General features: G+C 42.2%; 14 protein-coding genes. 6 read left to right on the forward strand and 8 right to left on the reverse strand.

Annotated features, from left to right (window positions below; all coding sequences use genetic code 11):
• Positions 1–506 precede the first annotated feature (506 nt).
• Both uvrA and JMX48_RS00475 read left to right on the forward strand, forming a co-directional pair.
• Positions 507–3,413 carry an excinuclease ABC subunit UvrA gene (gene uvrA / locus JMX48_RS00470; protein WP_201533132.1) on the forward strand — a complete coding sequence of 969 codons (2,907 nt, stop codon included), beginning with the start codon at positions 507–509 and terminating at the stop codon, positions 3,411–3,413.
• Positions 3,414–3,542: 129 nt separating this feature from the next.
• Positions 3,543–4,010, forward strand: coding sequence for a DUF6584 family protein (locus tag JMX48_RS00475; protein ID WP_201533133.1), 468 nt, complete (start codon positions 3,543–3,545; stop codon positions 4,008–4,010).
• Positions 4,011–4,032: 22 nt separating this feature from the next.
• Here the strand turns inward: JMX48_RS00475 and JMX48_RS00480 are convergent, their stop codons facing one another.
• The 4 genes from JMX48_RS00480 to JMX48_RS00495 all read right to left on the reverse strand — a co-directional run bounded on the left by JMX48_RS00480 (position 4,033) and on the right by JMX48_RS00495 (position 6,803).
• Positions 4,033–4,494 carry a hypothetical protein gene (locus JMX48_RS00480; protein ID WP_201533135.1) on the reverse strand — a complete coding sequence of 154 codons (462 nt, stop codon included), beginning with the start codon at positions 4,492–4,494 and terminating at the stop codon, positions 4,033–4,035.
• A gap of 21 nt (positions 4,495–4,515) precedes the next feature.
• Positions 4,516–5,145, reverse strand: a complete 630-nt coding sequence (locus JMX48_RS00485) for a LysE family translocator (RefSeq protein WP_201533137.1) — start codon at positions 5,143–5,145, stop codon at positions 4,516–4,518.
• A 337-nt stretch (positions 5,146–5,482) separates the two neighbouring features.
• Positions 5,483–6,325, reverse strand: coding sequence for a M48 family metallopeptidase (locus tag JMX48_RS00490; RefSeq protein WP_201533139.1), 843 nt, complete (start codon positions 6,323–6,325; stop codon positions 5,483–5,485).
• Between the two features lie 196 nt (positions 6,326–6,521).
• A complete protein-coding gene (locus tag JMX48_RS00495) occupies positions 6,522–6,803 on the reverse strand; it encodes a DUF503 domain-containing protein (RefSeq protein ID WP_201533141.1) in 282 nt (93 codons plus the stop codon).
• Positions 6,804–6,927: 124 nt separating this feature from the next.
• Between JMX48_RS00495 and JMX48_RS00500 the strand changes: the two genes are divergently transcribed.
• Complete coding sequence (locus tag JMX48_RS00500) at positions 6,928–7,716, forward strand: threonine/serine ThrE exporter family protein (protein ID WP_201533143.1); 789 nt, start codon at positions 6,928–6,930, stop codon at positions 7,714–7,716.
• 1 nt (position 7,717) lies between these two features.
• Positions 7,718–8,170, forward strand: coding sequence for a threonine/serine exporter family protein (locus JMX48_RS00505; protein ID WP_201533145.1), 453 nt, complete (start codon positions 7,718–7,720; stop codon positions 8,168–8,170).
• A 32-nt stretch (positions 8,171–8,202) separates the two neighbouring features.
• On the opposite strand, the gene JMX48_RS00510 is transcribed toward JMX48_RS00505, so the two are convergent.
• Together JMX48_RS00510 and JMX48_RS00515 are read right to left on the reverse strand one after the other, a co-directional pair.
• Positions 8,203–9,246, reverse strand: a complete 1,044-nt coding sequence (locus tag JMX48_RS00510) for an XAC2610-related protein (protein ID WP_201533147.1) — start codon at positions 9,244–9,246, stop codon at positions 8,203–8,205.
• A 208-nt stretch (positions 9,247–9,454) separates the two neighbouring features.
• On the reverse strand, positions 9,455–9,823 hold the full coding sequence (locus tag JMX48_RS00515) for a hypothetical protein (RefSeq protein WP_201533149.1): 369 nt from the start codon (positions 9,821–9,823) through the stop codon (positions 9,455–9,457).
• A gap of 346 nt (positions 9,824–10,169) precedes the next feature.
• On the opposite strand from JMX48_RS00515, the gene JMX48_RS00520 reads away from it, so the two are divergent.
• The gene (locus tag JMX48_RS00520; RefSeq protein WP_201533151.1) at positions 10,170–10,391 is read left to right on the forward strand and encodes a hypothetical protein; all 222 of its coding nucleotides are present in this window, start codon (positions 10,170–10,172) and stop codon (positions 10,389–10,391) included.
• A gap of 6 nt (positions 10,392–10,397) precedes the next feature.
• Here the strand turns inward: JMX48_RS00520 and JMX48_RS00525 are convergent, their stop codons facing one another.
• Both JMX48_RS00525 and JMX48_RS00530 read right to left on the reverse strand, forming a co-directional pair.
• Complete coding sequence (locus JMX48_RS00525) at positions 10,398–11,039, reverse strand: GNAT family N-acetyltransferase (protein WP_201533153.1); 642 nt, start codon at positions 11,037–11,039, stop codon at positions 10,398–10,400.
• A 369-nt stretch (positions 11,040–11,408) separates the two neighbouring features.
• Positions 11,409–13,043 carry an FAD-dependent oxidoreductase gene (locus JMX48_RS00530; RefSeq protein ID WP_201533155.1) on the reverse strand — a complete coding sequence of 545 codons (1,635 nt, stop codon included), beginning with the start codon at positions 13,041–13,043 and terminating at the stop codon, positions 11,409–11,411.
• Positions 13,044–13,293: 250 nt separating this feature from the next.
• On the opposite strand from JMX48_RS00530, the gene truD reads away from it, so the two are divergent.
• Complete coding sequence (gene truD / locus JMX48_RS00535) at positions 13,294–14,556, forward strand: tRNA pseudouridine(13) synthase TruD (protein WP_201533157.1); 1,263 nt, start codon at positions 13,294–13,296, stop codon at positions 14,554–14,556.
• Positions 14,557–14,734 lie beyond the last annotated feature (178 nt).

Genomic DNA, 14,734 nt, shown 5'->3' on the forward strand with positions numbered 1-14,734 from the left:
GCCGCTTGGTTGCCGAGACTTTTGTCGCGACGATTCAGTAACGTATACAACAATCACTCAAGTCATTCATATTACGCAATAATTTTGTTACCAAGTGCATCTGATACATCATCATACCTTGAATAATGCGCCTATCATGACAATAAAGTAAGGCGTCATAAATAGTATTGCTTAATAAGCATTGTGACAAATACTCCGATAAAATGACAATATCCGACCAAATTTATAACAGACGACGGCTGTTACTCAACACTCATTTGCTTTAGATTCACTTGGGGCATGTCATCAATTAGCACACTTAATCATGTAGTGGTCTTAAAATCTAAATGATGATACGCCCTAGTAAAATTAAAATCCCTATAAGAAATATATAGACATAATAAACGCATAGAATGCATAGACAACTATTCAAGCTTTCGATTAATCCATTAACTCATCTTTATTGACCTTTTTACGTTTTAGATATCTTTCAAATACCATTTTAGCAAATAGGAAACCTATCACCGATGGCACATGACCATATCGCAATACGCGGCGCACGTACTCATAATTTAAAAAACATCGACTTAGACATTCCACGAGATAAATTTGTGGTGATTACTGGTTTATCAGGTTCTGGTAAATCTTCATTGGCGTTTGATACGCTTTATGCCGAAGGCCAACGCCGCTATGTCGAGAGTTTATCGGCTTACGCGCGTCAGTTCCTCTCACAAATGGAAAAGCCGGACGTTGATAGTATCGAAGGCTTGTCGCCAGCGATTGCTATCGAGCAAAAATCCACCAACCATAACCCGCGCTCAACAGTCGGAACGATTACCGAGATTTATGACTATTTACGTCTGCTTTATGCACGTATCGGCACGCCTTTTTGTCCTGAACATGGCGAACCGATGGTCGCGCAATCGGTCACTGAAATGGTCGATCAAGTCATGGCATTGCCAGATGACACCAAGATCATGATCTTGGCACCCGTCATTCGTGAACGTAAAGGCGAACATACCGTCTTGCTTGAGCAATTAATTGGTCAAGGGTTTGTACGCGTGCGCGTCGATGGTGACGTGTATGACACTGATGAGCTGCCGACCTTAGATAAAAAGAAAAAACACACCATCGAAGTGGTGGTCGATCGCTTCAAAGTCCGTGATGACTTGGGCAATCGCGTCGCTGAAAGTCTAGAGACAGCATTGCGTTTGGGTCAAGGTTTGGTGACGCTACACTTTATGGATGGCAATCCAAAAGAAGGCGGCGACGCTAACCAAGTAATGTCAGCCAAGCACTCTTGCCCCATCTGTGATCGCGCGGTTTCTGAGCTTGAACCGCGTATGTTCAGTTTTAACAATCCATACGGTGCGTGCCCAAGCTGTGATGGCCTCGGTAAACGTCAGTATTTCTCTGCCGAAAAACTCATTACTCATCATGAAAAATCGCTCAATCAAGGCGCAATCAATGGTTGGGACAAGCGTCATGCTTATTACTTTGGTCTGCTCTCTACCGTTTGCCATCATTTTAAAATTGATATGGACAGCCCGTGGCAAGACCTGTCAAAAGCGCAACAAGACCTCATCATGCAAGGTTCTGGCAAAGAAAAGCTGACCTTTAACTTTACTGATGAGCGCGGTCGTAAAACCAACAAGACCGTGCCATTTGAAGGCGTACTGCCTTATTTAGAACGCCGTTATGCCAAAACCCAAAGCAATCTCGTGCGTGATGAGCTGGCGAAATACTTGGCTGATACTACCTGTAACGTCTGTGATGGCGCGCGTCTCAATGAAATCTCACGCAATGTCCGCGTTGAAGATCACACCATCGCCGAAATCGTCAAACTGTCTATCGGTGACGCGGCTGACTATTATAAAACGCTAAAAATTGGCGGTCATAAAGGCGAAGTCGCAGAAAAAATCTTTAAAGAGATCAATGAGCGCTTAAACTTCCTCGTCAGTGTCGGTCTTGATTATCTATCACTCGCCCGCTCTGCCGAAACCTTATCAGGCGGTGAAGCGCAACGTATTCGTCTTGCCAGCCAAATTGGTGCCGGACTTATGGGCGTGATGTATGTCCTTGATGAGCCGTCCATTGGCTTGCATCAGCGCGACAATGATCGCTTGCTAAAAACCCTCACGCGCTTACGTGATCTGGGCAATACCGTGCTGGTCGTGGAGCACGATGAAGATGCCATTCGCCAAGCGGATCACGTCATCGATATCGGTGTCGGTGCAGGCGTACATGGCGGTCATGTGATCGCTCAGGGTACGGTCGATGACATCATGGCAAACAAAGAATCGCTGACTGGACAATATATGTCTGGTAAGAAAAGAATCGAGATTCCTACTATTCGTCATAAAGCCAAAACGATAGATATGGAAGTCAAAGGTAAAGCGAAACCCAAACAAGTTCCGATGACTATTGAGTTAAAAGGCGCGTCTGGTAATAACTTGCACGATGTTGATTTGACCTTACCTATTGGCATCATGACTTGTATCACGGGTGTCTCCGGTTCTGGTAAGTCGACTTTGATTAATCGTACGCTGATGCCATTGGCCGCCACTCAGTTGAATAATGCTTCGACGCTGATTGCGGACAAGCATGACAGCATCAGTGGTCTTGAGCATTTGGATAAGATGGTCGATATCGATCAAAGCCCAATTGGTCGTACGCCGCGCTCAAACCCAGCGACGTATACGGGCGTCTTTACCCCTGTCCGTGAAATGTTTGCGCAAACGCAAGAAGCGCGTGCTCGTGGTTATAAAGCTGGTCGCTTTAGCTTCAACGTCAAAGGCGGACGCTGTGAGATGTGCCAAGGCGATGGTCTCATCAAAGTCGAAATGCATTTCTTACCTGATATGTATGTACCGTGTGATACCTGTGAAGGTAAACGCTATAACCGCGAGACGTTAGAGATTCATTATAAAGGCAAGAGTATCGCCGATGTGCTCGATATGACGGTTGAGGATGCGACTGAGTTCTTCTCCGCCATTCCAGCAATTTATCGCCGTTTGCAAGCGTTGATGGATGTCGGTCTTGGCTATATCCGCCTTGGTCAGTCTGCGCCAACGCTATCAGGTGGTGAAGCCCAGCGTGTTAAACTGGCACGTGAGCTTGCTAAGCGTGATACCGGACAGACGCTCTATATCTTGGATGAGCCAACCACTGGTTTGCATTTCCATGATATCGATAAGCTGTTGCATATCCTGCATACCCTACGCGATAAAGGCAATACTATCGTGGTCATCGAGCACAATCTTGACGTCATCAAAACAGCTGATTGGGTAATTGATCTTGGCCCTGAAGGCGGTAAAGGTGGCGGACTCATTATCGCGGAAGGTACGCCTGAGGAAGTAGCAGAGGTGAAAGGCTCGTATACGGGTGAGTTCTTGAAGCCGATGCTTGAGCAAGGGTTGAAAGAAGTGAGTTAGTAGAAATTAGTTAATTGTTAATTGTTAATTGTTAATTGTTAAGAAAAGGCTACTCTTTAGGGGGTGGCCTTTTTTTATGTTTTAGAATAATATCTTTTATTCAACACTATATATTAAAGGAGTTTGCATGTGACTGAAGCTGAGCTGAGAAATGGTATTGACAAAATTATTCGCAATAATGATATAGATACTGCTATTCACAATATAAAAGGATATATGCGACTTCGTTACGGACATCCTTTTTTGTGTGAGAATCTTGCCAACTTGTATATTGAAAAGAATGATTTTCGTCAGGCTGGAAAGTATATTTTCTATAAAGAGAATCTATCTAAACAGGATAGAGAAATACTATCTGTTTATTTTACGTACTTTGGAAATGATAAGATTAATATTTTAAAAGACTTAATAGCTGAAGGTACAAAATCACCTGTCCGAATAGACTATGATGTTAAAGTTGAATTATTCATCATGATGAATGAGGTGAAATCTGAAAATGGTTTTCTACCCAAATTCATGTGGAATTGGTATTACCATTTTGAATCAAAATTTAAAAAAGATAGCAGGTATAGTCAACTTTCTCAATCAACGAGAAGATAGATTTATCAATTTACCCCTCACTTCACTTAACTTTCAAAACCGCAATTGCCTTTAAAACCTGCTCACGATTTTTGGCAGCTTTAAGCCATTTAGGTAAACGGCTAGCTAAAGAGCTATTTTTCCAAGTTTCATTGTTAGGGTTACGCTGTCTATGCTTAGCTGAAACAAAACCTTCTAAATATTCTAAGTGACGCTTATTGAACGCCCATAGACTCTGCCCAACACAATCCGTTTGCAACCATAAATTTACTCCAAAATAACTGTCCGTTGGATTTTCTCCACCCCAATAAAAGATTCTGTGCTCGGCTGATTTTGCTTGATTATAGCCACAACTTAGACAACTCAACCGAGCTTCATCATCATGTAGGGTAACGACGGCTTTAGATCGACATTTTGGGCAATAAACGAGCGTAGGATCATCTCTAGTAGGCTTACTAATAGACAGCCCATTTTCCTTATTCTCTTGAAACCGTTGTTTAATCATAGTATTACCATAATGATAAACTTAACCTTTCGCTATCAACCATGTCCCAGCCAGTCCCATAAACGTAGCACCTACTCGGTTGAATTTTTGACGCGCTTTAGGATTTTTCAGACGTTTTTGGGCATAACTCGCCATAAAGGCATACATCATCATGGCAACAATAGCGCAGACAAAAATAACCAAGCATAGAATCGTAATATCGACTCCTGTCAGGCTAGTCACTGGGAAAAAGCTCGGTAATAAGCTTATGTAGAATAAAATAACTTTTGGGTTGCTAATGGATATCAAAAAGCCTGACGTCACGCTTTTTAGACCCTCATTCTTATTTTTTAACGCAACATTTTCAGTGACGATCTCAGGTGGCAAAGTCGTCCACATCTTGTACGCCAAGTAAAATAAATAACCGGCACCTACAAACTTGACTATAGTAAACAATGTATTGAAATTGCTTGCTAATGCGCTTAGTCCATAAGCTGAAAACACCATATAAATAGTATCGCCTACGGCAAGGCCAATAATTAATGGTAGCGCCGCCCAAGACCCCTGTGTCATGGCTTTGGCAATAGTGGCAAACACACCAGGACCCGGTGTCAGAATAAATACGAATACAGCAACGATGAAAGTAAATAGCTGGATAGTGGTAATGGTCATGACAGCCCTTTATAGGTATATTGGTACTCAATTATTATTAAATTAATAAGCAGGTTTTTATTCTAGCATGGTCATTTTAAAATGCCTGCAAATTTAAAATGCCTATGGGTATTATATTATCCGATATAAAGAAAAATCATTTTGTTGAGTCTCGTTCCTCGACACCAGCCTATATTATATTAAGTTAATTTTGAATCCATCGTAGACTGTATACCGCCTGCAACTCAACATCACGACTTCAAATTAGCCACCTTTAAATATTCCTTCGCAAAAAAAAGGTAAGTCGTTTGACTTACCTTTTTTGATAGTATTTACTGATTTGATAGCATTTACTGCATTATTTACGTTTAATTGTTCTAGTAGTTACTTTTGTAGCTGCACTAGTATCTGCTTTAGCAGCCGCTTGATAAATCGGCATAACCTTAGGTAAGAGTGCTTGAATTTTAGCGATACGCTGCCCAGAGTTTGGATGCGTAGACATCAAAGTAGCTAAAGTATTGCTACGACCATTTACCGCTTCCATTTTTTTCCATACCGAAACTGCAGATTCTGGATTGTAGCCTGCCTGCGCCATCAAACGTAAACCACCAGCATCAGCTTCTGATTCTTGACTACGAGAAAATGGCTTATCAAGTCCATAGTCACTAATCAAACCCAACGCATCATCACTTAACCCTGTTTTTGCCTGTAATTGCGCACCACCTAACTGAATCGCTAAGCCTGTCAGAATTTTTTGCCCAGCATCTTTTTTACCATGTTCAGATAACGCATGGGTCATCTCGTGTCCCATAATTGCAGCGATTTCCGCATCTGTTAACTTTAACTTTTCTACAACACCTGTGTAAAAAGCCATTTTACCACCAGGCATTGCCCAAGCATTTAATTCAGGTGAACGTATAACCGTAATCTGCCAATCGAAAGGGACGCCTGTGGTATTAGCGCGAACAGCGTAGGGCTTGATACGATTAAAGACTCTTTTGACCCGAACGGCGGTATTAGACGTATTATCGACTGCGCCTTGACTACTGGCTTTAGAAATCACTTGAGAGTAACTTTTAGCCGCATCGGTATTCAATGTCGCAGTATCATACCCTGACATATTGGCGACAGTCGTACAACCCGCCAAAGTAGTCATAGTAGTCAGCAATAGCGCGTTTTTTACTTTATGAAAAGTTGTCATTAGACGTCCTGATTGAGAGTAAGATATAATTGATAATGTAAATGCTATGTAAGTAATGTGTCTGAATTATCGACAGAGATTATCACTATAGAAAACAAAAGTCTATTAAATTTTAATCTATTGTTTATTTAGCGTTGCAAGCACCGCCCATCCTAAAAATTAGATATTTTTCGGAGTCAGGATAGAACCACTCAAACTAAATAAACTCCCTCTCAACATTCATTACCCGTGCATCTACCGTACGCTCTATTTTCTCTTCAATCTGACTACATTGCGACTCCACTTCACGTTTAGACAGTCCAACGATCACAAACATCCACTCACTGGCATCATGCCGGTCACGCTCGCCGCTTTCACATACCGCGACGCTTGGCGTATTACCAAAGCGCGCATGTAAGCCACCCATCCGTTGGCGTTTTTCTTTTAATGAGCCGCATCCAGGCAATGAAAACGTCAATGTCAAAATAGCGATATGCATTTTATCCTCCTTCCCCAAAAAGTTTATAATAGCATCCAATATAATATTCGATAATGTCTGCGCGTCAGCATCCAGACCCTTTATAATAGCGTATCAATCGCCAACCAACTTGCGTATCTCATCCATGATTTCTCTCAGCTACGTGCAGCAGCAGCGCATTACTCGACTATGCGTGCGCTGCGGATTACTCCTCATGCAATATGGCGCTGAGTCTGCCGTAGTAGTGGACTTAACGAAGCGTTTAGGGCTTGCCTTGGGCGTGAACAGCGTAGAATGTTCGCTCAATTTTAACGCCCTGACCTTGACGACCATTTGCGATGAACGCTGTATCACCACCACCAGAGACACGATCAATCAGAGTATCAATGTCAATTTATTGGTACAAATCCAGCAAATCGTCAATAAAACGGAAGCCACAGACGATCATAATGAATTGATTGACCGCACTACCCTTGCGTTTGATGAGTTAGATAAGACCGTCTATCCGACGTGGCTAGTGAGTTTATTTGTGGGCGCTTCTTGTGCCGCGTTTGCTTATTTAAATGGCGGAAGTTGGGCGATTACCGCCGTGACATTCGTCGCTGGCATGGTAGCGATGTTCACCCGTATTTATCTGTCCAAACACCATTTCAACCCTTTTATCACCGTCATTGTGACGGCTTTTATCGCCTCGCTCATTGGGGCGACGACCTATTATTTTGATATCGGTAATAATGCAGATATTGCCGTGGCCTCCAGTGTGTTGCTACTGGTGCCTAGCTTTCCTTTGATTAACTCTTTCTCAGATATCTTAAAAGGCTATGTCAATATTGGCGTTGGGCGGGCGGTATTTACCTATATGTTGACTTTATCAGCGTGCGTTGGCATTGTGATGGCGCTGGTTTTACTTCAAATACAGCACTGGGGGTTTTAAAATGTGGTTCATAAAAGCCGTGGTGCTGTCCTGTATTATCACCCTTGGCTGGACGCTGATGTTCAGCGTACCCAAGCGCTATATTCTGCCGTGTTTGCTCATGACCGCTTTTGGCTTTGGATTAAAGACCGCACTTGTCTATCAGCATGTGCATATTGTGATTGCTAGCTTTTTTGGGGCGATGCTCGCCAGCTTTTTGGGAGTTTATTTTTCTAAGAAGTACACCTTACCACCCAAAGCGCTTATTTCGCCAAGTGTCATCTGTATGATGCCTGGTATTGCAGCTTATAAAGCAATGGTGAGTATGGTGCAGATTGGATATTTTGGCTATTCTGACGAGTTATTTAGCCAAATGATGGTGTATTTTTTTGAGGCGCTGTTTGTGACCTCAGCCTTAGTGCTGGGTTTGTCCATCCCTGGACTGTTGTTTTATAGACGCCGTGCCATTGTCTAGATTGGTTTAAGTAGTTTTAGATGAAAGGCTATTTAATTTACGTTCTTAAATTTGGTAAGATTGTTCAAACTGCCTTGCGCGCTTTTGACGTTCGATTTTAACGAAACTGTCTTGTTAGGTAGTTTTACCGTGATGCCATTATTATTAATTTGATAGCGCACAGATTTTTTAGTAAAGCTTAATGTTTTCTTTGACGCATCATAGTCAAACTGCCCATCATAAGACAGCTCAATTTTACCATCTTTGTCCGCAAACATATAAATCAGTGTCTCACCGTCAGTACTATCTAACACCATTGTTTTGCCATTATTTGTATCAAACGAATAGACAAAAGGTAAGCTGCCATCGGCTTTTGGCTTATCGTACGCAGGTAGTTTTTCATATTTATTTACCACCATCTTGCCATTAACTCTCTTGCTGTCAGTGATGGCAAACAAGCCATTTGCCTTACCTTCTTCTTCCACAATATGGACAGCAACGGGCTTATTGTTAATGACTTTATACTCTGAATACTGATGCCATGCTGCCCCACTTTTGGTCATGGTACTCAAAGTTTTGTTGCCTTTATCAACTTTAAAAAATCCGCAATTCCCTTGTGCCAGTTCAGTGAATGACTCGTTAAGAACGAATTTAGCGCCTTTTTTTAGATAAACTTGATAAGAAGGTCCACCATAACAGCCATGGTTACCATCCATTAATGCCAAGTCTTTTTGACCATCAAAATTAAAGTCATCATAAATCAGTACGCTATGTTCTCCATAAGGAAGACTGGCAATATTGGCGGTGATTTTTTTGCCCAACTTGTGTTTTTTGCTGTTATCAAGCTCAGACTCTACATCAATATTAGTAGGCTGGCTAAGGAGCGTTTTCTTGGTCTTTGTGTTGATGATATCTATCGTACTGTTTGTTTCGCTGCTTTTATTAGTAGCGGAATTGGAATTAATGACGGCATTATATTCGTCAGAGAAATCTTGAATTTGATAGGTTTGAGCAACGGCCGGACATATTAAAAAAGGAAATGCTAATAGTAAAACGGATGACTTAAGTGATCCTTTAGACATGAAAGAATGATTCATATATATCCTTAACAACATGAGAGAATAGAAAAAAGTGCCAGCTCATATTAGCATCGTTTCATAAGTACTTAGGTAACCGTTAGAAAGGCAATGTTTCTTAACCGACTATTCCTCTAAGAATATGTTGTCTCTCTGAGAGTAAAACTGATTACACTCAATAGGATTCAATAGTTTTTTCATGAATAATGTGTAGAAGAATGACTCAATTTTAATTACCCAACACCCACTCATCATTCACTTGATAAACCTTAAAATTTGTCTTATTGGTTCGGCTATTGCCAGCAATTGCTTGTGTGATATCCGCCGTACACATATAGGTGTTTTCACCCTCCGTGGTATCACAATTTATATTCTCGACTTTTTCAAGTTTTGGCATCATGCCTTCCATCATGCCACTCATGGCTTTTGCCATCTCGTCATTGCCAGCATTCGCTACGGCATCATTTACCATCGTATTTGCTTGCTCATATTGAGCCTCGATTAGATCTTCAACTGTACTTTCAGGAGGCGCGTTCGAACAGGCGGCAAATAATGGCGTTAATAATGCGACCACTGCTAATTTTTTAAAATGAGTCATGTCATTCTCACTATTTTTATAAAGTTATCTAAACTATATAGACTTATCAATTAAAACCCAACTTAATTTTATGGTATTTATTTGCCTTAATTTAACCCTAGACGGTTTATAGCTCAATACCTTTAAAAGACTTAAAGTGTGGCTCACATAGTCAATCCGCTATAGAAAAAACACAGTGCTACTGGTATAAATGTTGCGCTGCCTCTGTCTGCGCAGACACAGCAAGCAAGGAAAATTTATATCAGTAGCGCATTGTCATACTTATATCGCTTTTATTTAGCGCTGGCTGATGCTGACAGCACAATCAGGATACTGTTATGATGCGATTAATAATGATGATTGAGAAATGACTGTGTGGCAAGTTTACTTTTTTATATTACCCATTGGTCTTGGGATCATGACGTTGGCAGCCAGCTTGTTGTTTTTATTTGCTTACCTCATGTCTGATGATCAAACCACGCGCTTGCCAGCATTTAACTGGTTTAAGCGCTTGATTGTCGTGGCATTTTTATTGCTTAGTATTGGGCTGTTTATGACCTTTAGTTATTTTTGGGGTCAATCGAGATAGCTTTTTTTATTTGCTGACTATTTTCTCTAGCTCTAATAATTCTAAATCTTGACGCTTTGGCTTACCATTATTACCATCATTTGGAAACGGCATTTTATTACCGTTCAGTTGGTAACCACGCCGTTGATAGTAAGACAATAGCTCAGGACGATGACTTAATATAGACATAGTGAGACGCGCCGATTTTTCATGAGACGTTTGCCCATCCGACTGCAAATGTCGCTCTGCAAACGTTTCTGCTGCCTGCAATATCTGATGACCAACGCCCTGCCCTTGTAGCTCAGGATGTACCGCAAACATGCCGATATAAGCTTTGTTGGAACAGGCGCTTTTATTAGATTCATTATCCACCTTTATATCGACAGCGATGCAGCCTAATAATTCACCAGTCTCTGCTCCATTACGATTACCTGTCGTCGTTTTTGGATAGACGAAAAGATAATGCTTTGGGTTAACGATAATGCTAGCCAGCTCATTTGGCGTAATACGAATTCCACCAATTAAATCTGCTTCATTGGTCCAGCCTTCTGTCTGCCGATAACAACGGTTGAGTAAATGCTCAAGTGCGCCCATGTCATCAATCTCAGCCTGACGTAAAAATACTGGCTCTCTATCTAAACGGTCTTTATCTATCTGACTTTTATGCATATTATAATTTTTCCTTTCCTTAGGGCGTGTTGAACATTCGCAAATAGGCACTGCTGATAGCTAAAATTGTTCCAGACAAGGAGCAAGTTGACGATAATGTTAATACCTTAGCGAGACTTGCAACGCAGTATGGGGTAATTTTAGCATCAGCCCTCACTTAACAAACAGGGACAGAATGCTTTTTTGCCGCTTCATTGCTAAAAATAGACGTATAGAATGACTATACTTACCATTTTTAGCGTCGAATCGCCTGAAAAATCGTCTCTGTCAGTGCCATGGTCGAAAGATCAAACACGCCCTAATTATATTAAAAAAGCTGACTTAGATCACTAAGCCAGCCTAAATACAAATACTTATCTGTTTTGAGGGCTAGCGCGACAATGCATGCGCTTGGTCAATAATATCGAACCCAGCATTGATTTGCGCGCGTGTCGGCGCATGACCACGGCGCAATAACTCCGAAAAGGCGACCAGCTCTTTATCACGTCCGAGCGTGCTTGCTGCACTAGCACGTGTGTCTTCGCCACCGTCATCAAAGTAGTATTCGATATAATCTAGCGTGTCTGGCGAGCCAAACAAGATATTATTATCGGGTGTCACGGCATGGCCGCTATAGCGTAGGCTCTTGCCATATTGCATCGTCCAAAAGAAAGGCGTGCGCTCCTCTAGCGAATGGACGTGGTCATCCCCTAATATCGCTGCCGCCGTCACCAAACCATGCTGCAAGGCTACGCGCCAATGTTCGATGCGCATGCGTCCCATCTGGTTGGTCGCTTTGGCGATATCGCCCAACGCATAAACGCCATCACGCAGTTGTAAATGACTGTCTACTTGCACGCCATCTGGCGCGTTTACTTCCGCGAACAGTTCGGTACGTGGTGCGACGCCAGTCCCTAAAATCACGATATCTGCCTCGATACGTTCACCATTTGCTAATGTAATACCGTACGCTAGAGAGAAATTGCTTTCGCTATCATCCGCTTTTTCGAGCTTAACGATTTCGGTCACGCTGGCATTAAAGACGAACTGTATCCCCTTTTCTTCATGCAGCTTAATGAGCGCATTACTCACGGTTTCAGAGACAATATTACCCATCACACGATGATCTTGTCCAATGACAGTAATAGAAGCGGTCGTATCCGCTTGTGCTAATGCGGAGGCGACCTCCATTCCGATAAAACCGGTACCAATAATGACCACACGCTGATCATGACTGGCCGCTTTTATCAATTTGGCATCATCCATACTGCGTAGCGTATAAACGCCATCAAGCTCAGCCCCTTGAAAAGGTGGTATCTTTGGCTCAGCGCCTGTTGCCACCACTAAAAAGTCGGCGGTTTGTTTGTCACTATTGCCATTTTTATCTTTGATAATAATCGTACGCTCATTCGACAATACTTCACTGACCGTTTGATTGAGGCTCAGAGTAATTTCGTGCTTTTGTGCCCAATCGCTACCACCTAGCAATAATTTTTCTTCAGGCATATTGCCCGCTAAAAATGCTTTTGACAATAATGGACGATTATAAGGAGCTTTATCATCGGCACTAATCAAGGTGATTTTGCCACCATAGCCAGTATTGCGAAGCTGATGCGCTGTCATAAAACCAGCGGCACCGCCACCAACGATAATCGTATGGGTTTCGGTCAGCTTATCATTGGCAATAGCATTGTCTATCTTCGCAGTCGTATCCACCGTCAAGGTATCGCCATTATCGACAATCTCGTATTGGGTCAGTCCTTCGATGGCAACTGGCTCTAACAATGTGCCATCACTGCTATCAAAAGTAGCATGATGCCAAGGACAGACCACGCGATTGCCGCAACGGATGCCATCGCCCAAATTTGCACCTGCATGTGGACATTTACCATCAAACGCATGAAACGTATTATCGTCACGGGTGATTAAAATGATACTATCATCGTCTTGCTTATATGATTTCATGCCGCCACTTAAAATGTCGGCTTTATCAATAGTTACGGTGCTAATAATGGCGTTAGTCATGGGTCATCCTTAACGGTGGCGATTGCTGCCTGATGGGTGGGTTATGTTTTGCTATTTATAGTTTTACAATAGGCTATGACGTTCGATTGAATTTTAATTCATTTAAAAATCACATTCACTGATAGTAGCAAAAGCACTTTGCACACGATGTTTCTTTATATGTTTACTGCGTTGCAAAACGTAAATCTTGCCTTTTAGCTCATACGTTTACTATCTTTTTAACACCCATTATCAATATAAAAGACCTTTTATGACTTCTCAAGACGAAAATATAGATCTTACGACAAATCATCCTTCCGCTGACGATGTTCCATCTGATAAAACAATCATTAATAATGAGCCAATTGATCTCTCAGGCATCGATATTACCGCGGCGACGGATACCTCAAAACTCCCACAGCCGATGCTACCGCCATTAAAACAAGCCACTTATAAAGCCCATACAACCGACTTTATTGTTAATGAGATCTTGCCATTAGAATTTACTGGCGAGGGTGAGCATTTGTGGCTACATATCCAAAAATCCGGCATGAACACCGCCTATCTTGCCAAAATGCTATCAGAGTGGGCCGATATTCCATTACGTGATGTGGGTTACTCAGGCCTCAAAGACCGTCATGCGTTGACAACGCAGTGGTTCAGCTTACGAATACCAAAAAAACAATTACCCACGTCCGAATTTGCACCGACAGATATCGGAGAGAATGAATCGGTCGTTATCCTCGCCCAGCATTGGCATAATAAAAAGCTCAATCGTGGGACGCACCGCGCCAATCAATTTATCATTACCTTACGTGACATTCAGTTCGCGACCGTTGATGCCGACTATGCTCAATCGCCTGAGCAGATATTGTCTGCTAAACAAAGCATCGAGCAGCATTTAAAAAGCATTGGTGCCACTGGCGTACCCAATTATTTTGGCCCACAGCGTTTTGGTCGTCATGGCAATAATATTAGAGAAGCACTGTCATTGTTTGCGCGTCCAGCGCGCGAGCCGCGACCGCAACCAAAAAAGAGCAAACGCAAGCGCGAGCCTCGTGAGCAAAACACCATGGAGCTGTCTGCCGCTCGTAGCCTGATATTCAATGAGATATTGGCAGTACGAGTCACTGATCGCAGTTGGAATCAAGGTCTAGCAGGCGAGGTGTTTAATTTAGAAGGGTCAGGATCGATATTTACGAGCGAAGCAATAGACGATACTTTACGCGCGCGTCTTGCCAGTGGCGATATTCACCCAACTGGTGTTTTGTGGGGCACGAATAACGATAAGGTCAGTCTTACAGCGGCAGCTATTGAAAATAACACTGTCCAAGATAATCCGTTATTAACACAACTAGCAATGGGATTAGAGAAGCGTGATATTAAGGCACAACGTCGAGCGCTGCGCTTACCTATCGAAGCGTTATCTTGGAAATGGGAGGATGAGCACACCTTGGTATTGAGTTTTACTTTAACAACGGGCAGTTTTGCGACCAGCGTATTGGCCAGCTTGGTACAGCAATTGGACTCTTAAGTGAAGACATCAGAGCAGATGAATAGAGAGTGTGAACATCGGTAATTATTGACCATATCACATTAGGGCGTGTCCTCATTTTAAAAATGGTCATAAAAATGAGATAAATTACCGTCAAACGAGGAAAATAGCGCAAATAATATCGAGATATTAATCAACTATTTGACAATGTTTGGCA

This window comes from Psychrobacter immobilis, assembly GCF_904846225.1.
Taxonomy (GTDB): Bacteria; Pseudomonadota; Gammaproteobacteria; order Pseudomonadales; family Moraxellaceae; genus Psychrobacter; species Psychrobacter immobilis_F.